The 18,813-nt window shown below is 67.7% G+C and carries 18 protein-coding genes; 8 read left to right on the top strand and 10 right to left on the bottom strand.

What is annotated here, in order from left to right; translation table 11 throughout:
• Positions 1–2: 2 nt before the first annotated feature.
• Positions 3–836, top strand: a complete 834-nt coding sequence (locus Q0996_RS11100; protein ID WP_299619079.1) for a substrate-binding domain-containing protein — start codon at positions 3–5, stop codon at positions 834–836.
• Positions 837–976: 140 nt separating this feature from the next.
• Here the strand turns inward: Q0996_RS11100 and Q0996_RS11105 are convergent, their stop codons facing one another.
• The 8 genes from Q0996_RS11105 to Q0996_RS11140 form a co-directional block, all read right to left on the bottom strand.
• Positions 977–1,870 (bottom strand): helix-turn-helix transcriptional regulator, encoded by an 894-nt coding sequence (locus Q0996_RS11105; protein WP_299619082.1) that lies wholly within the window; start codon positions 1,868–1,870, stop codon positions 977–979.
• Positions 1,871–1,929: 59 nt separating this feature from the next.
• Positions 1,930–2,517, bottom strand: coding sequence for a carboxymuconolactone decarboxylase family protein (locus tag Q0996_RS11110; RefSeq protein ID WP_299619085.1), 588 nt, complete (start codon positions 2,515–2,517; stop codon positions 1,930–1,932).
• A gap of 63 nt (positions 2,518–2,580) precedes the next feature.
• Positions 2,581–4,482, bottom strand: a complete 1,902-nt coding sequence (gene recQ / locus Q0996_RS11115) for a DNA helicase RecQ (protein WP_322096688.1) — start codon at positions 4,480–4,482, stop codon at positions 2,581–2,583.
• Positions 4,483–4,786: 304 nt separating this feature from the next.
• Positions 4,787–5,977: an HD domain-containing phosphohydrolase gene (locus Q0996_RS11120; RefSeq protein WP_299619087.1), complete on the bottom strand. Its 1,191-nt coding sequence runs from the start codon at positions 5,975–5,977 to the stop codon at positions 4,787–4,789.
• A complete protein-coding gene (locus Q0996_RS11125; protein ID WP_299619089.1) occupies positions 5,974–7,182 on the bottom strand; it encodes an HDOD domain-containing protein in 1,209 nt (402 codons plus the stop codon). Before Q0996_RS11125 ends, Q0996_RS11120 begins: the two co-directional genes overlap by 4 nt.
• A gap of 1 nt (position 7,183) precedes the next feature.
• Entirely contained in the window at positions 7,184–8,557 is a 1,374-nt protein-coding gene (locus tag Q0996_RS11130) for a sensor histidine kinase (protein WP_299619092.1), read from the bottom strand.
• 4 nt (positions 8,558–8,561) lie between these two features.
• On the bottom strand, positions 8,562–9,107 hold the full coding sequence (locus Q0996_RS11135) for a heme NO-binding domain-containing protein (protein WP_299619095.1): 546 nt from the start codon (positions 9,105–9,107) through the stop codon (positions 8,562–8,564).
• 218 nt (positions 9,108–9,325) lie between these two features.
• The gene (locus Q0996_RS11140; RefSeq protein ID WP_299619098.1) at positions 9,326–10,216 is read right to left on the bottom strand and encodes a LysR family transcriptional regulator; all 891 of its coding nucleotides are present in this window, start codon (positions 10,214–10,216) and stop codon (positions 9,326–9,328) included.
• Positions 10,217–10,334: 118 nt separating this feature from the next.
• On the opposite strand from Q0996_RS11140, the gene Q0996_RS11145 reads away from it, so the two are divergent.
• The 7 genes from Q0996_RS11145 to Q0996_RS11175 are packed head-to-tail and all read left to right on the top strand — an operon-like array spanning position 10,335 to position 16,740.
• Positions 10,335–11,963, top strand: a complete 1,629-nt coding sequence (locus Q0996_RS11145; protein ID WP_299619101.1) for a thiamine pyrophosphate-binding protein — start codon at positions 10,335–10,337, stop codon at positions 11,961–11,963.
• Complete coding sequence (locus Q0996_RS11150; RefSeq protein ID WP_299619104.1) at positions 11,960–12,694, top strand: succinate dehydrogenase/fumarate reductase iron-sulfur subunit; 735 nt, start codon at positions 11,960–11,962, stop codon at positions 12,692–12,694. The genes Q0996_RS11145 and Q0996_RS11150 overlap by 4 nt, the downstream gene beginning before the upstream one ends.
• Positions 12,694–13,020 carry a succinate dehydrogenase gene (locus Q0996_RS11155; protein WP_299619107.1) on the top strand — a complete coding sequence of 109 codons (327 nt, stop codon included), beginning with the start codon at positions 12,694–12,696 and terminating at the stop codon, positions 13,018–13,020. Before Q0996_RS11150 ends, Q0996_RS11155 begins: the two co-directional genes overlap by 1 nt.
• Before the next feature lie 3 nt (positions 13,021–13,023).
• Positions 13,024–13,371, top strand: a complete 348-nt coding sequence (locus tag Q0996_RS11160; RefSeq protein WP_299619110.1) for a succinate dehydrogenase — start codon at positions 13,024–13,026, stop codon at positions 13,369–13,371.
• 3 nt (positions 13,372–13,374) lie between these two features.
• Positions 13,375–15,123 carry an L-aspartate oxidase gene (locus Q0996_RS11165; protein ID WP_299619112.1) on the top strand — a complete coding sequence of 583 codons (1,749 nt, stop codon included), beginning with the start codon at positions 13,375–13,377 and terminating at the stop codon, positions 15,121–15,123.
• A gap of 10 nt (positions 15,124–15,133) precedes the next feature.
• Positions 15,134–16,099: a fumarate hydratase gene (locus Q0996_RS11170; RefSeq protein WP_299619115.1), complete on the top strand. Its 966-nt coding sequence runs from the start codon at positions 15,134–15,136 to the stop codon at positions 16,097–16,099.
• Positions 16,060–16,740, top strand: coding sequence for a fumarate hydratase C-terminal domain-containing protein (locus tag Q0996_RS11175; protein WP_299619118.1), 681 nt, complete (start codon positions 16,060–16,062; stop codon positions 16,738–16,740). Before Q0996_RS11170 ends, Q0996_RS11175 begins: the two co-directional genes overlap by 40 nt.
• 284 nt (positions 16,741–17,024) lie before the next feature.
• Here the strand turns inward: Q0996_RS11175 and Q0996_RS11180 are convergent, their stop codons facing one another.
• On the bottom strand, positions 17,025–17,864 hold the full coding sequence (locus Q0996_RS11180) for a nitroreductase family protein (protein ID WP_299619121.1): 840 nt from the start codon (positions 17,862–17,864) through the stop codon (positions 17,025–17,027).
• Positions 17,865–17,941: 77 nt separating this feature from the next.
• The gene (locus Q0996_RS11185) at positions 17,942–18,811 is read right to left on the bottom strand and encodes a LysR substrate-binding domain-containing protein (protein ID WP_299619124.1); all 870 of its coding nucleotides are present in this window, start codon (positions 18,809–18,811) and stop codon (positions 17,942–17,944) included.
• Positions 18,812–18,813 lie beyond the last annotated feature (2 nt).

Raw genomic sequence — 18,813 nt, forward strand, 5'->3', positions numbered from 1 at the left:
ACATGCATGCCAAAGCTCTGAGATCCGTGGTTCCGGCGCTCCTGGTGGCGGCCCTCGTTTTGGCGCCGGAGCGCGCGACGGCGGAGGACTTCATCATCGTCCAGTCGACCACCTCGACCCAGAACTCCGGGCTCTACGACCACCTGCTGCCGCAGTTCCGGGAGAAGACCGGGATCGAGGTGCGGGTGGTCGCCGTCGGCACCGGCCAGGCGATCAAGAACGCGCAGAACTGTGACGGCGACGTGCTGCTGGTGCACGCCAAGGCGGCGGAAGAGAGGTTCGTGGCCGAGGGTTACGGGGTCAGCCGCTCCGATGTCATGTACAACGACTTCGTCCTCGTCGGCCCGGCGGCCGATGACGCCGCCATTGCCGGCGGCAAGGACGTCACGGCGGCGCTCGCGAAGATCGAAGCGGCGGCCGCGCCCTTCGCCTCGCGGGGCGACGACTCCGGCACCCACAAGAAGGAACTGGCGCTCTGGACGGCGGCGGGGATCGACCCGCTGGGCGCCAGCGGTACCTGGTACCGGGAAACCGGCTCCGGCATGGGGGCGACCCTGAACATCGCCGTCGGCATGGGCGCCTATGCCATGACCGACCGCGCCACCTGGATCGCCTTTGGCAACAAGGCCGGCCACAGAATTCTCGTCGAGGGCGACGAGCGGCTGTTCAATCAGTACGGCATCATCCTGGTGAACCCTGAGCGCTGCGCCAACGTGAAAGCGGAGCAGGGCCAGCGCTTCATCGATTGGATCCTGTCAGACGAAGGCCAGTCCGCCATCGCCGACTACAGACGCGACGGCAAGCAGCTCTTCTTCCCCAACGCCCGGATCAGTTAGCGGGGGCAGAAACACCCAGTCCACCGCCTGACCTCGTGCTTCGAGACGGTCGCTTTGCGACCTCCTCAGCATGAGGTCAGGCAAGCCATCGCGGTGCCTCACCCTGAGGAGGCCTGAAAGGCCGTCTCGAAGGGCGAGGCTCAGGCGCCGTTCCATTGGACGGCGCCCAGTGCCGAGATGTCGTAGCCGCCGAGGGCCTGGGCCTTTTCCGCGAAGGCCGACGTGCGGCTGAAGGCGAGGAGCGCCTGCAGCGGCGCCTCGAACCAGCTTCGGCGGTCGACGATCAGGTCGAAGCGCTCCTCGATGGCGGGGACGAAGGGCAGCCCGAACTGCCGGGCCATGGCCTCCAGGCCGAGGGCCGCGTCGGCCTCGCCGGCGGCCACCGACGCGGCGGCCTCGGTCTCGGTGCGGGCCAGTGCTGGCAGCAGGGTGATGTCTTCCCGGGTGAGGCCGGCTTGCTTCAACAGGTGGTCCAGCAACAGGGCGCTGCCGGCCGTCGCTTGGCGTTGCACGAGGCGCCGCCCGCTGAGGTCGGCCAGGGAGCTGACCTGGCCCGCCAAGGCCGGCTGCAGCACGAAGCCGCGCTGGCGTTTCGCCCATTCCACCAGCACCACATCCTGGCCGGCCAGCTTGCCGGCCACGTGATTGCGGTTCCAGTCGTCGCGGGCCGGCTCGAACACATGCAGGCCGGCGGCGATCGCCTCTGCCATGGCGACACGCTCCAGGCCGTCCAGGGAACCGTCGAAGAAGGTTGCCAGGCCGGAGCCGGACTCGCGGATCGCCCAGTCGAGCAGCGGGTCGTGACTGCCCGCCACCACGTTGGGGCGGACGGTCTTGGGTTCTGCCTTGGATGCGGCGGAGCCAGCCAGCCAGGCTTCCAGCTCCAGGCGCGGGAACAGCAGCTTGCCGGTCAGGCGTCGGCAGGGGATCTCCCCCTCCGCCGCGAGGTCGTAGACCTTGCGCTCCTTCACGCGGAGCAGGGCCGCCACCTCCTTGGTGGTCAGAAAGGGCGGCGGGTCCTGGTCCGGGCTCATCCCAGAGCCTTAGCCTGATCCGGTGCGGAAGGGAAGGGGGCGGTCGGGCCGGCGGTCCGTCAGGCCTCGTCCGCCTTGGCGTAGTAGCCGACCACATCGCCCTCGGTGGTGACCCCCAGGCCGTTCAGCAGGCGGTTCACGTAGTTGAAGTAGCCGATGATCTGGTTGGCCTCCAGGATCTGGCCGTCGTCCAGCCCGGCGTCGCGCATGACGGTCACGTCGGCTTCGGTCATCTCGCCCGGCGCGCGGGTCAGCTTGCGGGCATAGCGTAGCAGGGCCAGTTCGGCGCCCTCGAAAGCCTGCTCCGGCGCGTCGGCCTGTAGCGCCGCCTCGATGGCATCGGCGCGCGCGTCGTCGCCGATCAGGTGGCGGGCATTGGCCCAGTGGTTGGCCAGGGAGTAGGGGCAGTCGTTGAGGATCGAAACGTAGGAAGAGATCGTCTCCTGGAGCCAGGTCGGCAGGCTGTTGGCCTCGTCGTGGAGAGCCGCCCGGTAGAGGATCACATGGCCGCGCATGGTGTTGGGCCGCAGGGAGTGGACCCGCATCACGTTGTCGACGGTGCCGTGGGGCGTGCGCGCCAGGGACAGCGCGTCCAGAAGGTCGTCGTCGGCTTCTGCGTCCGAGAGCATTTTGATCCAGGCTGACATGGCGGCTTGGCGTCCTTTCGTGGCTGGTGGAGGGCGGGTGTGGTTCCGGTCGGGGACCGGATCTTAGCCGGCGTCGGCGATCTCACCAAGGAAGACCTCGGCGAAGTCGCGCAGCTTGGCGGCACCGACGCCGTTCACCGCGGCGAACTCGTCGTGGTTTGCCGGGCGGCGCCGGGCCATGTCGATGAGGGCGCGGTCGGGAAAGATCACGTAGGCGGGCACGCCGCGTTCCTTGGCCAGGCGCAGCCGCAGTTCCTTCAGTCGGGCCAGCAGCAGCGACTGGGCTTCGGTCATCTCTTCGGCCGGCTGGGCCGACTCGCGGCGGGTTTTCGCTTTGGCCGGCGTGGCGATCCGGTCGGGCCGGTAGTGAAACGGCTCTTCGCCGCGCAGCAGGGCGCGGCCCTTGGCCGTGATGGTCAGCGCGCCATAGCCTTCGATGTCGAGGCGCAGAAAACCGGCGGCGACCAGTTGGCGGATGAAGGACCGCCAGGTCTCCTTCTTGCCGTCGGCGCCGCTGCCGAAGGCGGCGAGACGATCATGTCCGGCCTTCACCGCCTTCTCGCTGGAGGTGCCGCGCAGCACGTCGATGACATGGGCGACGCCGAAGCGCTGCCCGGTCTGCTCGATGACGGCGAGGATCGTCCGGCCCTCTGCGGTGCCGTCGCTCAGTTCGACGGGGGAGCGGCAGAGATCGCAGTTGCCGCAGTGCTCCATGGCTTCGCCAAAGTAATCGAGCAGGATGCGCCGGCGGCAGGAGGGCGACTCGCAGTAGCCGATCAGGGCGTCGAGGCGCTGATGCTCGCGGCGCCGGCGATCCTCGCCGCCGTCTTCCTGGGCGATGAACAGGCGGCGCATGCGGATGTCGTCCAGCCCGTAGAGCATCTGCGCTTCGGCGGGTAGGCCGTCGCGGCCGGCACGGCCGATCTCCTGGTAGTAGGCCTCCACCGAGGCGGGCAGGTCGCAGTGAAAGACGAAGCGGACGTCCGGCTTGTCGATCCCCATGCCGAAGGCGATGGTCGCCACCATGACCACGCCGTCGTCGGTCATGAAGGCGTTCTGGTTGGCCTCGCGGGCCTGCTTGTCCATGCCGGCGTGGTAGGGCAGGGCCTTGATGCCGTTCTCGGCGAGAAAGGCCGCGGCCTCTTCGGTCTTGCGCCGCGACAGGCAGTAGACGATGCCGCTGGCGCCGGCATGGCGCTGCAGGAAGGCGAGCAATTGGCTCTTCCAGTTGCGCTTGATCTCGACGGAGAGCTGCAGGTTCGGCCGGTCGAAGCCCAGCACGAAGCTCTCCGCCCGGCCGGCGAAGAGCTTGTCGACGATGTCGTTGCGGGTCGTCCCGTCGGCGGTGGCGGTCAGGGCGGCGATGGGCACGCCGGGAAAGACCTCGCGCAGGCGGGCCAGATCCTCGTATTCCGGGCGGAAGGCAGGCCCCCATTGGGAGATGCAGTGGGCTTCGTCGACGGCGATGAGCCGGACGTCCAGGCCCTTTAGGGCGGCCAGCATGCGCTCGGTCATGAGGCGTTCCGGTGCCAGATAGAGCAGGCGGGTTTCGCCCGCCGCGACCCGCCGCCAGGAGGCCACGTTGTCGTCGCGGGCGCGCGAGGAGTTGATGGTTTCCGCGGCGACCCCGGCCAGCCGCAGCGCGGCCACCTGGTCCTGCATCAGGGCCACGAGGGGAGAGACCACGACCGTCAAGCCGCCGAGCGCCAGCGCCGGCACCTGAAAGCAGAGCGACTTGCCGGCGCCGGTCGGCATCACCGCCAGGGCCGAGCGGCCGGCCATCAGGCTGGCGATGACCTCCGCCTGTCCCGGGCGAAAGCCGTCGAACCCGAAGACCTCTGAGAGGATGCGCCTTGCAGGGTCGGTCATCGCGGGCGCGGCATTTCGGCTGACGGTCCGGTCACGCAGGCTGGCTCCCAGGCTCGGGATCATGGCGGAGGGCGACTCGGACGAGGAAGCCGCCATGCAGGCGAAGACCTCATGCCATTCCCCGGCGCGGCCTTCAAGCCCGCCGGGCGCGCGAGGGTTGCCAGTGCTGTGGAAAAAGAACCGGATGCCTTAGAGATTGCCCCGAAATGAGTGGCTTGATTTCAATGCTTTGCTATTGGAATCCCGCCCCCCATCGTCACCCTCGGGCTTGTCCCGAGGGTCCATGGAAGGACCGAGACCGGGACCCCGATGGATTGCCGGAACAAGCCCGGCAATGACAACGTGGGAGGCTGAGGCATGGGAATTCCTTGACGGTTAAGGCCTCATCTCGGGTCTGGGTCTAGTCCGCCTCGCCGGGCTCTGCCTCTTCGTCGGCGATTTCGGTCACCGAGAGCGGCATCTTGAGCTTCTTGAGTTTGTGATACTGGCGCAGCTTCTCGATCATCGGCCGGGACAAGCGATGGCCGCCAGCGAGCACCAGCACGCCCGCCTCGGTCACAACGTCGGCGGCCAGTTTGTGGCGCTCCGTCAGTTCATGGAGCTGAACCTTCTGGATTTCCTCGCCCGCCTCGGCGCTCTCCTCGCCTTCGCCGGGCGTCAGGCAGCTTCGCGCCGCCTTCAGGATCGCCAGATCGTAGGGTTTGCCGGCCTTGTCCAGCCGGTCGAAGACGGCGACGCTGGGCTGCTCCCTGGGTGAGGCTTCGGCGAGGTCGGTGAGGATGCGCAGGATGCGGGATTCCACCGGCAGGTCGTCGCCCTTGGTGCCGTCGCCGGGAAAGCCGCTGCCGTCATAACCGGCGGCCTGGTAGTAGACCGCCCGGGCCACCGGTTCTAGCCGTGGGATGTTCTTGATCAGGTCGCGCGCGGTCTCCGGCGTGCGCGCCACCAGTTCGGCCTCCACCTTGTCCAGCTCCTCGCCGGCGCGCAGTTTCTGCGTAAGGTCGCCGGGCAGGGTGATGCGGCCGATCCCGTGCAGCATGATCGTCATGTTCAGGGCCCAGGCATCCTGCAGGCCGATGGCCTTGGCCAGTTTCTGGCCCCAGCGCTGCAGCCGCGCGCCTTCCTTGAAGGCCTCGGGATCGTTGAGGGAGAGGACGTCGACCAGGACCTTCACGCTGCCGGCGAGGGTCTTTTCCAGAAGCTCGCGCTCGGCGGCGATCAGGCGGTGATGCTGCTGTGCCGCCTCCACGGCCACCGCCAACTCCTCCGGCCCGCAGGGCTTGGTGAGAAAGCGGAAGATGTGGCCTTCGTTGACGGCGTCCATGGCCGTCTTCTGGTCCGCGTTGCCGGTCAGCATCATGCGCACCGTCATGGGCGATTTCTGCTTCACCTGGCGCAGGAAGGCGATGCCGTCCATCTCCGGCATCTGCTGGTCGCTGACCACCACGGCGAAGGGGCCGTCCTGTTGCAGGGTCTCTAGCCCGGCGGCGCCGCCTTCGGCGGTTTTCAGGTCGAAGCGCTTGCGCAGGCCGCGCTTGAAGGCGCTCAGGATCTGCGGGTCGTCGTCGACGAAGAGGACTTTCTCGGTCACGCCGCCGCCTCCTTGTCGCGCCAGCGGTCGACCCAGCCGTCGATTTCTCCGGCGCAGTTCTGCCGTTCCAGATAGGTTCGATCCAGCGCATCCGCAGTGGCCGCTTTCGGGTCCTCCGCTTGAAGGCCGGCCACGATGGCCAGGGCGCTGTGGCTCGCGAGCAGCGCCGTCTGACCGTCCTCGGGCAGTTGGGCTTCGCCCGGGTGCTGCAGATGCCCGATGGCGCCGACGACGTTCGCCGGCAGACCCCAGATCTGCGCCAGGTAAGCACCGAAGACCGCATGCGGCTGTCCGAATTGATCGATCTCGGCAGCGTCAAGGGCTTGACCGCCGGACGCGCGCTCCAGAACCTTCGCGTAGTCTCCGGGCGCCTGATAGCACAGCAGCAGACGGCCGAGATTGTGGAGCAGCCCGGCCAGCCGCGCCTCGGCGATTGCGCTGTCGGAGGCTTGGCGCTGTTCGGCGATCCAGCCGGCAAGCTCAGACACCTCACGGGCCTTGTCGATGGCCTGTTCGTAGAAGTCCCGGCAGGGCCCCTCGGCATAGACGCAGGTCAGGTCGTGATCCTGCAGCAGCCGTCTCAGCACCTCCCAGCCCAGCAAGTTGACGGCGTCCTTCGGGCTGCAGACCGGATCGCCGATGCCGAAGTAGGCGGAGTTGGCCAGCTGCATCACCTTTGCCGCCAGGCCCGGTTCGCCGGCAAAGAGGTCGCCGACCCGTTCCATCGGGGCGGAGGCGCTCTCGATCAGGGTGCCCAGCTCCTCGAAGCTGGCCCGCGTCGCGGCCAGACAGGCGATGGAGGTGACCCAGGTCTGTTGTGTGGCGTCGGTCAGGGGCTCGCGCAGGGCGAGGCCGGCCTTGACGGTTTCGATCAGCCGCTCGCTGTTGGATGGCTTCGGAAGAAACTGGTGGCTGGTCTTGACGGTGCGAAAGGTCGCTTCCGTGTCGGCCTCGCCGGAGAGGATCAGACGCAGCGAGCCGGGATAGAGCGTCGCGACCTGGTCGAGCAGCTCGGCGCCATTCATGCCCGGCATTTTCATATCCGTGACCACCACGTCGGCGGCCTGTTCGGCGAGCATGGACAGGGCCATCTCGCCGCCCTCGGCGAAGTCCATGTCCCAGTCGTTGCGCATGCTGCGCAGCAGCCGGCGCAGCCCCTGCAGAATGTTCTTCTCGTCGTCGACGAACAGCAGCCGCGGCTTCATTCTAGACCGCTTCCTTTAAGTTGGTTTCGTCGGGCAGGGGCAGGCGGATGGTGAAGGTGGTGCCGACGTCCGGCGTCGAGTCGACCGAGATGGTGCCGCCGTGCTTCTGGGTGATGCTGGCATAGGCGATGGAGAGGCCCTGGCCGGTGCCCTTGCCTACGCCCTTGGTGGTGAAGAAAGGGTCGAAGATCTGCTTCTTGTGCTCCGGGGAGATCCCGCAGCCGCTGTCCGAAATGCTGATCTCGGCCATGCGCTCGCGCTGGGCGGTCTTGATGGTGATCTTGCCCAGCGCTTCTTCCTTCTTGCTCTCGATGGCATGAGCGGCGTTGATCACCATGTTCAGAATGACCTGATTGAACTCGCCCGGCAGACAGGGAACCGGCGGCAAGGCGTCGTCGAAATCCGTCTCCACCTCGGCCAGGTACTTCCATTCGTTGCGGGCCACGGTCAGGGTGGTCTCGATCGCCTTGTTCAGATCGACAAGGCTCTTTTCGGCGGTCCCCGGATGGGAGAACTCCTTGACCGCGGTGACGATCTTGCTGACCCGCGAGACGCCGTCCAGTGTTTGCTCGATGGAGCTTGGGACTTCCTCCTTCAGGAAATCGAGGTCGGCCTCGTCCTGTGACTTGCGCACCTTGGCCACCGCCTCGGAGAGAACGCCCGCTGCTTCGGCAGCCTCGAGGAGATCGTTCTGGGCGGCAAGCACGGCGACCAGATCTGCAAAGGCATCCCTCAGGAAGTGGCAGTTGTCGCTGACGTACTGGACCGGCGTGTTGATTTCGTGGGCGATGCCGCTGGCCAGGGTTCCCAGGGATTCGAGCTTTTGCGACTGGGCAAGCTCGCGTTCCAGCTTGGCCCGCTCCTCTTCGGCCTGCTTGCGGGAGGAGACGTCCTTGCAGATCCACACGGTGAAGCTGCTGCCGTCCAGATCGAGTTCGGTGGCCGCCAGTTCCATGGGAAAGGTGGCGCCGCCTTTTCGCTGCCCGGTCAGTTCGATGGTCTTGTCGGAGGTGTTCATCTCCTGATTCAGTTCCGAGACGGCATCGCACTTGCGCGCGGCCTCCCGGGCGTCGGCGCTGAACAGCTCGAAGAGGTTCATGCCGAGCAGATCGTCCATCGCCGTCTCGAAGGTGAGCTCGGCGATACGGTTGGCGCGGATGATCTGCTCGTTTTCGTCGACCAGGAAGATCGCGGCCATGGCGTGGTCGAGCACGGCCTGGACCTGCTGCGATTGGGCCTTGATCTGCTGCGCCGACTTGGTGACCTGTTCGCTGGCGAGAAAGAGATCGCGGCTCTTCGTCTCGAGCAGGGATTCGGCCTGCCGGCGCGCGATCTTCTCGCGGGCCAGGCGTTTTTTCAGAACGTCTGCGTCCATGGGGTCAGGCCTGCTTGGTCAGGAGGAAACGCACCCGCTGTCCGGACTCGTCCTCTGCATCTTCCTGCCGCACATCGATTTCCTCGCCGAAGTAGTCGATGCAGCCCAGCAGCAGCCCGTGCGCCGCGTCGGCGAGGCAGCGCTCCGACTCGTAAAGCACTTCCATCCGCTGCTCTCCGTCGCGCGTGCAGATGATGCGCGGCGGCTTGGCGTCGCTGTAGAGCTTGCGCACTTCCTGGTGCACGATGGTCTCGAGGCCCTCCAGGAAGGTGAAGGCATCCTTGATGCCGGAGAGAAAGCGCGGATAGGCCCGCACCAGCCGCTCGAAGAGATAGAAGCCGTAGGTGCGCACGAGATCGGGCACATTGGTGCCGGTCTCCTTGCTCAGCTCGACGACAAGCTGCACCAGCTCGCGATGATCGTAGGTGCCGATGGTGGTGTAGGCGCAGCCCGAGGGGACGTTCGCGCGCTCGATGATCCGTTCCGTCGTTTCCGGGGTGAACTTCGTGTCCACCATCTCCAGGAACTCGGTGAAAATGATGCCCTTCATGCTGGAGGCCTCCTCGCGATTGCCTGATCACAGGGGGGCTGCGTGGTGACGCAGAGCGGCCTTCGTCCATGCGCCCTCGGGGCCCCAGTCTTTCCACCAATGCGGCGGAAACCAGGGCTTTTGGCCGATTTCGGCTCATCCGGCTGAAACTTCTAGATACAAAATCTAGATAAAACGTTAATTACCGATGATTGAATTCTCGACGATGCCGTGCCGTATCAGCGTTGTGGGGCGGAGGCCTTGCCGGCGTAGACGCGGCGCAGTTCTTCGGCCAGCAAGGACACGAGATGGCTCTTGGCCGAGTCGCCGCGCCGTTCCACCACGAGATGGCGCAGAATGGGCGGAGAGCCCAGGGGGAGGGAACGGATTTCTTTCGGAAAGGCCCGGCCGCCGGCATTCAGGGGAACGATGGAGACGCCCAGGCCGCTTTGCACCAGGGAGATCACCGCATCGAGGGTGTCGATCTCCATGCGGGAGGCCACCGTGATGTTTCGCCGCCGCAGTTCCCCTTCGATCAGGCGGGCCACCCGCGCCTGGCGGCTGAAGCGAACGTAGGGCTGGGAGGCGAGGATCTTTCCGATGTCGCGCCCCCTGGCGGTCTTCGGGGCGATCAGCACCAGCGGCTCGCTGGCGATGCGCTCGGCGACCAGATCCGGGTCTTCCGGTTCGGCTTCGGTCACCACGGCGCAGTCGATCATGCGCCGCTTCAACTGGTCTTCCAGATCGTGGGAGAGGCCCGTTGCCAGGCGCACCGAGAGGTCGGGGTAGGCGGCCTGCAGCCGCAGCAGGGCCGCCGGCATGGCCGCGGCAACGGTGGTGTGGACCGCGCCGACCCTGAGGCTGCCCCGGGCGGGACTGCGCGACAGGCTGTCGCTCAGGGCTTCCCACTGGGCGATGACGGCGCGGGCGCGTTCGACGAAGGCGCGGCCCTCTTCGGTCAACAGCGGCGGGCGCTTGCGCCGGTCGAACAGGCTGAGGCCGGTCTCGGTTTCCAGCGCCCGGAGCTGGTGGCTGACGGCGGACAACGAGATGCCGAGACTCGCGCCGGCTTCGGCGAAGCTGCCGCAGTCGGCGGCGGCGACCAGCGTGTAGAGCGACTTCACATCCATCTTGAACGAGACGCGGATATAACTTCAGAAAATTTCAACTTACATATCACTTGCTTGAGGAGATTAGAAGCATATACTGGCCGTCAATCACAAAAGGTGGATCTAGGAGCGGACCTTCATGCGCGGTGCGGATCATCTGGCGAACGCCATGGCGAGCGCCGGCGTCGACGTGGTTTTTTCGCTCTCCGGCAACCAGATCATGCCGCTCTACGATGCCCTGATCGATCCGGGCATCCGCATCGTGCACAGCCGCCACGAAGCCGCGGCTGTATTCATGGCCGATGCCTATGCCCAGGTTTGCGGGCGCTCCGGTGTGGCCCTGGTGACGGCGGGCCCCGGCTTCGGCAACGCGCTGGGAGCGCTCTACACGGCGGCCATGTCGGAGAGTCCGGTGATCCTTCTCTCCGGGGACTCGCCCGTAGGGCTGGACGGACAGGGGGCCTTTCAGGAGTTTCCGCAGGAAGCGGCGGCCCTTCCCTTCGTCAAGGCGAGTGAGCGTGTGCGTTCGGCGGCGGACTTGCCGGAGGCCTTTGCGCGGGCGGTGCGCCTCGCCCATGCCGGCCGCCCCGGCCCGGTGCATCTGGCCCTGCCGGCGGACGTGCTCACCGCCGAAGCCGCGCCCTCGGCGCCCCTGTCGTCGGATGCCTTTGCGCCGCCCTGGCTGGCCACCGACCAGGGCGCCATCGATACCGTCGTAACCCAGCTCGCGCGCTTTCAGAGACCGCTTCTCTTGACCGGACCCTGCCTGGGGCCGTCGCGGGGCGGTGACCGGCTGGCGCGGCTCGCCGCGGCGCTCGATCTGCCGGCCGTTTTCCTGGAAAGCCCCCGCGGTCTGCGCGACCCGGCGCTCGGCGCTTTCGCCGATGTGCTGGCCGAGGCCGACGGTCTGGTCTTTCTCGGCAAGGCCGTGGACTTCATGTCGGGCTTTGCCGGCGCCAGCAAGGCCTCGACGGCGGAGGTCCTGCTGTTGGATCCCGATCCGGCGGTGCTCGCCCAGGCCCGGACGGCGCTCGGCGAACGGCTGCTGTTCGCCGCGCAGGCCGATATGACCGCGGCGGCCGACCTGCTGATCTCAGCCGGCTCCGGTGGCAACGCGCGCGCCGGCTGGCGTGACGAAGTGGCAAGGGCGCTTGCCTGCCGGACCGAAGCGCAGGGGAGCGGCGGTATCCTCGCCCAGCAGGTGGGCGCTGCCGTGCAGGCCGAACTCGACAAGGACGGGGAAACCATCCTGATCTGCGATGGCGGTGAATTCGGCCAATGGGTCCAGGCGACCACCCGGGCCGCGACACGGATCATCAACGGGCCCTCCGGCGCCATCGGCGCGGCGCTGCCCTACGCCATCGGTGCCAAGCTCGCCCGCCCGGGCGCGCGGGTCATCGCCCTGATGGGCGACGGCACGGCCGGCTTTCACCTGGCCGAGTTCGAGACCGCGGCACGGGAAGCGACGGATTGCGTGGTCATCGTCGGTAACGACGCGCGCTGGAATGCCGAGCAGGTGATCCAGATCCGCGACTTCGGGCCCGAGCGCAAGATCGGCTGCGACCTGAACCCGGACGCCCGCTACGACCTGGCGGCAGCCGCGCTCGGCTGCCGGGGATTCCATGTCACCGAAGCCGCGGATCTTGCCGCGGTGCTGGCCGAGGCACTGGCGACAGAGGGCCCGGCCTGCATCGACGTGGCCATCGAGTCCCGCGCCGCCCCGACGGTGACCCGCAAGACGGCAGCGGCAGCGGAGGTGCCGGCATGAACAGCGACCATGTCGGTCTGCTGACCGTGCGCGTCTGGCGCGGCCGGGAGGAGGGGCGTTTCGAGACTTATCGGGTGCCGGCCCGCGCCAACCAGACGGTGCTGGATGTGGTGACCGAGGTGCAACGTTCCCAGGAGCCGGCCCTGGCCTACCGTTTCGCCTGCCGGGTCGGGGTCTGCGGCTCCTGCGCCATGACCGTGAACGACCGGCCGCGCTGGACCTGCCGCACCCATGTCGCGCGGGTCCGCGAGGAGGGGATCCTGACCATCGAACCGCTGCGCAACATGCCGCGGATCAAGGATCTGGCCTGCGACCTCACGCCCTTCTTCGAGAAGTGGCAGAAGGCCGGCGGGCGCCACGTCGCCACGGCCAGCCGCCGCGACCCGCTGCAGAAGATCGACCCGCGGTCCAAGCCGCGCCTGGCGGCCTCGGCGGCCATCGAGTGCATCAACTGCGCGGTCTGCTACAGCGCCTGCGACGTGGTCTCCTGGAACGCCGGCTATCTAGGGCCCGCCGCACTTAACCGCGCCTGGACCCTGGTAAACGACGCCCGCCATGGCGCGCGCCATGAAACGCTGGACCGGGCTTTCGCCGACGGCGGCTGCGCCTCCTGCCACAGCCAGGGCAACTGCACCCGTCACTGCCCGGTCGAGCTGAGCCCGTCGGAGTCCATCGCTGGACTGAAGCGCAGCGCGCTCTTCGGGGCGCCGAAGCTGAGGGAACCGGCATGATGGAACGCCGCTTCTTCCTGCTGCAGCGGCTGAGCGCGCTGGTTTTGGCGCCGCTGGTTCTGGTTCATTTGATCCTGATCCTCTACGCCGTCCGCAACGGCCTGACGGCCGACGAGATCCTGGGCCGCACCCAGGGCAGCCTCGCCTGGGCGCTGTTCTACGGGCTCTTCGTGGTCGCTGCCGCCGTTCATGCGCCCCTGGGCCTGCGCAACATCCTGCGGGAGTGGACCGCCCTCGGCGACAGAGCGGCCGCCGGGTTGGCCGCGGCCTTCGCGCTGGTCCTCCTGCTTCTGGGGCTGCGCGCTGTCGTCGCCGTGGTGGGCTGAGCCATGCATCCGCTGCGCGGCCACCGCTCCTACCTGGCCTTTCTCGGCCACCGCCTCTCGGGCCTCGCCCTGGCGGTCTTCCTGCCGTGTCACTTCCTCGCTCTGGGGCTGGCGCTGGAGGGCGCCGAGGCGCTCGACCGCTTTCTCATCTTCGCTGAACTGCCCCTGGTGAAGGCGGCGGAGTGGGGCCTCGTGGTGCTGCTGGCGCTGCACCTCTTCTTCGGCCTGCGCGTCTTGGCACTGGAGTTCACGCCCTGGCCCAGCCGGACGGACCCGCGCCTCGCTTGGATCGTTCCCGGCGGCGCGGCGGCCCTGGTGGTCGGGCTGGTGTTTCTGGTGCAGGTGGTCTGAGCCATGGAGATCGAGCGCCACAAGACCGACATCCTGATCCTGGGCACCGGCGGCGCGGGCCTCTTCGCGGCGCTGCACGCCAAGCAGGCGAACCCGGAGCTGGACGTCACCATCGCCGCCAAGGGGCTGCTCGGCAAGTCCGGCTGCACCCGCATGGTGCAGGGCGGCTACAACGTGGCGCTGGCGCCGGGTGATTCCGTAGAGCGCCACTTCATGGACACCATCGTCGGCGGCAAGTGGCTGCCGCGCCAGGACCTCGCCTGGAAGCTCTGCGAGACAGCGGTGGAACGCATTCGCGAGTTGGAGAACGAAATCGGCTGCTTCTTCGACCGCAATCCCGACGGCTCGCTGCACCAGAAGGCCTTCGCCGGCCAGAGCTTCGACCGCACGGTCCACAAGGGCGATCTCACCGGTATCGAGATCATCAACCGGCTCATGGAGCAGGTCTGGGCCCTCGACGTCACCAAGCTGGAAGAGCATCGCGCCATCGAACTGGTGCCGGCGCGCGACGGTTCCGGCATCGCGGGCGTGCTCCTAGTCGATATCCGTACGGGTGGCTATCGCTTCGTGCAGGCCAAGGCGGTGCTGCTGGCCACCGGCGCGGGGCCGACCATGTACCTCTACCACACGCCCTCCGGCGACAAGAGCTGTGACGGCCTGGCCATGGCGCTGCGCTACGGCCTCGGCCTCAGGGATATGGAGATGGTGCAGTTCCATCCCACCGGACTGCTGGGTGGCCCTGACACACGCATGACCGGTACTGTCTTGGAGGAGGGGCTGCGCGGTGCCGGGGGCATCCTGCTGAACGGCGCCGGCGAGCGCTTTATGGCCGGGCTGGACCCCGCCGCCGAGCGGGCGACCCGCGACATCGTCTCCCGCGGCATCTACGCGGAGATGCGCGCCGGCCGGACCAGCCCCATGGGCGGCGTCTTCATCGAGATGTGCCACCTGGGCGAAGACAACGTGCGCCGGCAGTTTCCGGGCATGGTGAAGCGCTGCGCCGACTGCGGCTTCGACCTGGCGGGCGGGCGTGTCGAGGTGGTGCCCACCGCGCACTACATGATGGGCGGGGTGGAGTTCGAGATCGACTGTTCGACCGATTCCCCCGGGCTCTTCGCGGCGGGGGAGGACTGCGGCGGCGTCCACGGCGCCAACAGGCTGGGCGGCAACGGTGTTGCCAACGCCACCGTCTTCGGCGGCATCGCCGGCGAGTCGATGGCGGTCTACGTGCAGCATCAAAGCGCCTGGCGGGAGCCCGACGAGACGGTGATCGAGGCCGGCCTTGCGCGGGCCGAGCGGCCCTTCGCCCTGGCCCCGGGCGATCTCGGCGCGCTCCGTGAAACCCTTTGGCAGGAGATGTGGGACCAGGTCGGGGTGATGCGCACCGAGCCGAGCCTCCAGCGCGGGCTCGCGGCCATCGATCGGGTGACGGCGGCGCTGCGGTCGACGGGCTTGGCCGATGGCGACCGGGCGTTCAATCTCACCTGGCACGACTGGCTGAACCTGGACAGCCTGCTGTCGATCAGCGCGGTCATCGCCCGGGCGGCGCTGGCGCGGGAGGATTCCCGCGGCGCCCACTTCCGGGAGGATTTCCCCGAGACCGGCGATCTGCACGGCACCGCGTTCACAAGAATAAGCCGGCAGGGTGAGGACCTGAAGACGGAGATGGTGCCCGTGACCTTCGAGCGGGTGAAGCCCGGCGAATCGCTGATCGACGACCGGATCGGCGCCCCGCCCGCAGCGGTGATGTAAGGAGAGACCAATGATCGAGAACGCAGCCATCGAGGAGGCGGCCTATGAGATCATGCGCAAGGCGGCGATCGACATCCCCGAGGACTACCTGAACGGCATCAAGGGCATGATCGACGTGGAGAGCGGCGATCTCTCCGCCTTCGTGCTGCAGTCCATGGTGGAGAACTGGGAGGCCGCCAGCGAGGACCGCCGGCCCATGTGCGCCGACACCGGCCTGCCGCGTTACTACGTGAAGGTCGGCGACCGGGCCACATTCACCGGCGGCTTCACCGGGATCGAGCGGGCGCTGCGCAGTGCCACCGCGCGCGCCACCCACGACGTGCCGCTCAGGCCCAACCGGGTGCATCCCCTCTGGCGCAGCGAGCACAACAACAACGTCGGCATCAACGCGCCGGAGATCGAGTGGAGCTTCGAGCCGGAGGCCGACTGGATCGACATCACCACGGTGCACAAGGGCGGGCTCTTCGGTTCCGACTATCGCATGCTCTTTCCCGGCGACGGCATCGACGGCATCAAGCGTTTCCTGCTGGACACCCTCATCGCCTTCGGCAAGCGGGGCCTGGCCTGCCAGCCGGCCATCGTTGGCGTCGGCATCGGCGGCTCCAAGGACATCTGCATGGTGTTGGGCAAGCAGGCGGCCTGCCTGCGCGTCGTCGGCGACCGCAACCCGGACCCGAAGATCGCCGCCCTGGAGCTGGAGCTGAAGGAGCTGGGCAATTCCATCGGCATGGGGGCCATGGGTTTCGTCGGCTCCTCCATGGTGGTCGATTGCCATATCGAGGTAGGCTACACCCACACCGGCGGCATGCCGGTCTCAGTCCACACTTTCTGTCTGTCCTCGCGCCGGGCAACAGCACGCCTCGCGGCGGACGGCACCGTGAGTTACCGGACCGACCCCCTCTGGTTCACCCCTTACATGCGCAGGGAGACGGTGGAATGGCCGAGCCAGGACGCAAGCTTAAACAGGTCCGCCTAGACCTTCCGGCCAAGGCGGAGGACATCGCCGCGCTGGAACTCGGCTCCGTCGTCTTCCTCAGCGGCCTTGTCTACACCGCGCGCGAAGGCGTCTATAACCGCGTGCTAGTGGAGGGCCACAGCCTGCCGCCCGGGCTGACCGAGGCGAGTAACGTGAACTTCCACTGCTCACCGGCGGCCGCTCCCCAGGACAACGGCAGCTATGCGATCGGCGGCGTCACCGCGACGGCGAGCTTTCGCTTCTCCAAGTACCTGGGCGACTGGCTGGACCGCACCGACACCAAGATCGTCATCGGCAAGGGCGGCATGCCGCGGGACGACTACACGCAGGTCCTGGCGCCACGCGGCGCGGTCTATCTCACCACCGTCGGCTACGGTACCGGGGCCCTGCTGGGGCGCGGCGTGAAGGCGGTGCGCGAAGTCCACTGGCTGGAGGAACTGGGCATCGCCCAGGCGCTCTGGCTGTTCGAGGTGGAGAATTTCGGCCCCTTCATTGTCGACAGCGACTGCGCGGGCAACTCGCTCTTCGCCCAGCAGGGCGACCAGGTGAACCAAGGCATCGCCAAGCTCTACGAGGGCCTGAAGGCCCCGGCGCTGCACCGCTTCGGCGAAACCGACGACCGCAAGGACGAGGTGATGTGAGGTTGGTCCTGCGGGACTAGGGCCTGTCGACATTCATTTCGCCTTCGTGGTCCGAGCGCACTTGGCCCGCGGTTAGGAGCGACGAGGAAGGACATGCCTAAGCATATTCGACGAGAAGCGACGCGGCCGCGGGCCAAATGCGCCGGATCCCTCCGGGACGAGGCAGATATGCGCCAGGGCCGCGTCGCGGACGCCTTGTGGGGGATCACCCCACGGCGCCGCCCGCTCCTAACCCTGGCGCATATCTGCTCCCGCCACGACGGCGAAATGAATGTCGACAGGCCCTAATCCAGTTTGAAGCCCTTGCGGCGGACGAAGGCGCCGAAACCGGCGCGCTCCGGCTTGGAATACTGCCGCGCCTTGTCTTCCGACCAGCCGTAGGCCGGGTCCTCGCCGTAGTCCTCGACGAAGCGTTGCGTCCGATAGCGGCGGCAGGGGTCGTAGGACGCAATGGCCGCCTCGATGCCGGCCTCGCTGAAGCGGTTCTCGTGCAGGGTGACGGCCAGCGGCAGGCGCGGACTGATCCTTGGGGTCTCGGCAGGCCAGCCGAGACCGAGCCCGGCGACGGGAAAGACGTGGTCCGGCAGCCCCAGGAGGTCGCTCACCGTCTCGGCGTCGTTGCGGATGGCGCTGATGGGACAGCAGCCCAGGCCCAGGGCCTCCGCCGCCATGACACAGGCGGCGAGCGCGATCCCGGCGTCGACGGCGGCGTTAAAGAAGGCATCCAGATGGTCATTGGCGAAAGGCCGGCCGCGCAGCGCGTGGATCTGGCGTTGGCGCCGGTTGTTGCCGCAGAAGATGAGGAGGGCAGGGGCCTCCGCCGTCCATGGCTGGTCGCCGATGTGGGCGTTGATCCGTTGCCGCAGATCGGGGTCGCTCACGGCCACGATATCGCGCTGTTGCAGGTCGCTCTTGGTCGGCGAGGAGAGCGCGAGCGCGGCCAGCAACCGCAGCAGACCGGGTTCGACCGGCTCTGTCCGGAAGTACCGGCAGGAGCCGCGGCCCGCAAGCACCGCCAGCGCATCGGTGGCATCACCCGCCAGCCCGCTTTCGAGATCCGCTCCATCGCTGAAGCGCGCTGCCAGCGCCTCGCCAAGGGCCGTGGGGCCGTTCGACTCCGTCATTCCCGCTCTCCCGTCTCTCGCGTGTTCAGGCTGGTTATAGAGAGAGGAGTCGCGGCTCGCAAAGCTGCCGGGCGCTCTCAGGCGCTGCGCCGGGTGTTTGCAAGAAGGCCGTCGCGCAGATGCCTGGCGACTTCAAGCGCGGCCGGGCTCGGCTCGGGGCGGCGGTGCAGGTTGATGGCGAAGCTGGGGAGCTCCGGCAGGCCGGAGTCCCGTCCCAGAACCTCAAGGTCCGAAGGGATCGTCGAGGCCAGCAGCGCCGTCACGGCGAGGTCGGCCCGCACGGTGGTCAGCGTGGCTTCGATGGTGCCGTTCTCGAACACGGTGCGCCAGGCCATGCGCTTCTTGCGCAGCGCTTCGAAGATCGCGGGACGGAAGGCACAGTCCTCGCTCACGATCGAAAGGGGCAGGGGCCGCTTGCCCAAGGCCCGTCCGTTGCGCGCGCCGATCCACAGCAGACGCTCCACGCAGAGGCACTCGCCGGCGCTTCTGCCCAAGGGCTCTTCGACCAGGGCCAGATCGATGTCACCCCCACCGAGCCGGCGCAGCAGTTCCGGGGAGGTGGCCGAGACCAGCGAGACCTCGATCTGCGGATTGGCTTCGACGAAGCCCTCCAGAACCGGCGGCAGGAAGGGGGCGATCAGGTCGACAGGCATGCCGAGGCGCACAGTCCCGCGGATTGCCGGCGCCGTCATCTCCCGCCAGATCTCGTCGTTGAGGTCCAGCAGCCGCTTCGCGGGGCCGAGCAGCGCCTCGCCGCTGCGGGTCAGCGTCAGTCCGCGCCGCGTCCGGTCGAAGAGCATGCACTGGAACGCCTCTTCCAGCCGCTTGATCTGCTGGCTGACGGCGCCCTGGGTCAGGTTCAGCCTGGCCGCGGCCGTCGTCATGTTGCCGCTGTCGGCGACTGCCAGGAAAGCACGGGCAAGCCCGATGTCGAGATTACGGCTCATAT

Source organism: Pelagibius sp., assembly GCF_028289705.1.
In the GTDB taxonomy this organism is placed as follows: Bacteria; Pseudomonadota; Alphaproteobacteria; order Kiloniellales; family Kiloniellaceae; genus Pelagibius.

Bases quoted from the DNA above. Each gene is read 5' to 3' on its own strand.
- Q0996_RS11155 (WP_299619107.1), top strand. From the start codon at position 12,694: ATGGAACGCCGCTTCTTCCTGCTGCAGCGGCTGAGCGCGCTGGTTTTG.
- Q0996_RS11160 (WP_299619110.1), top strand. From the start codon at position 13,024: ATGCATCCGCTGCGCGGCCACCGCTCCTACCTGGCCTTTCTCGGCCAC.
- Q0996_RS11185 (WP_299619124.1), bottom strand. From the start codon at position 18,811: ATGAGCCGTAATCTCGACATCGGGCTTGCCCGTGCTTTCCTGGCAGTC.
- Q0996_RS11145 (WP_299619101.1), top strand. From the start codon at position 10,335: ATGCGCGGTGCGGATCATCTGGCGAACGCCATGGCGAGCGCCGGCGTC.
- Q0996_RS11175 (WP_299619118.1), top strand. From the start codon at position 16,060: ATGGCCGAGCCAGGACGCAAGCTTAAACAGGTCCGCCTAGACCTTCCG.
- Q0996_RS11130 (WP_299619092.1), bottom strand. From the start codon at position 8,557: ATGGACGCAGACGTTCTGAAAAAACGCCTGGCCCGCGAGAAGATCGCG.
- Q0996_RS11150 (WP_299619104.1), top strand. From the start codon at position 11,960: ATGAACAGCGACCATGTCGGTCTGCTGACCGTGCGCGTCTGGCGCGGC.
- Q0996_RS11125 (WP_299619089.1), bottom strand. From the start codon at position 7,182: ATGAAGCCGCGGCTGCTGTTCGTCGACGACGAGAAGAACATTCTGCAG.
- Q0996_RS11180 (WP_299619121.1), bottom strand. From the start codon at position 17,864: ATGACGGAGTCGAACGGCCCCACGGCCCTTGGCGAGGCGCTGGCAGCG.
- Q0996_RS11105 (WP_299619082.1), bottom strand. From the start codon at position 1,870: ATGAGCCCGGACCAGGACCCGCCGCCCTTTCTGACCACCAAGGAGGTG.
- Q0996_RS11100 (WP_299619079.1), top strand. From the start codon at position 3: ATGCATGCCAAAGCTCTGAGATCCGTGGTTCCGGCGCTCCTGGTGGCG.
- Q0996_RS11170 (WP_299619115.1), top strand. From the start codon at position 15,134: ATGATCGAGAACGCAGCCATCGAGGAGGCGGCCTATGAGATCATGCGC.
- Q0996_RS11165 (WP_299619112.1), top strand. From the start codon at position 13,375: ATGGAGATCGAGCGCCACAAGACCGACATCCTGATCCTGGGCACCGGC.
- recQ (WP_322096688.1), bottom strand. From the start codon at position 4,482: ATGGCGGCTTCCTCGTCCGAGTCGCCCTCCGCCATGATCCCGAGCCTG.
- Q0996_RS11135 (WP_299619095.1), bottom strand. From the start codon at position 9,107: ATGAAGGGCATCATTTTCACCGAGTTCCTGGAGATGGTGGACACGAAG.
- Q0996_RS11110 (WP_299619085.1), bottom strand. From the start codon at position 2,517: ATGTCAGCCTGGATCAAAATGCTCTCGGACGCAGAAGCCGACGACGAC.
- Q0996_RS11140 (WP_299619098.1), bottom strand. From the start codon at position 10,216: ATGGATGTGAAGTCGCTCTACACGCTGGTCGCCGCCGCCGACTGCGGC.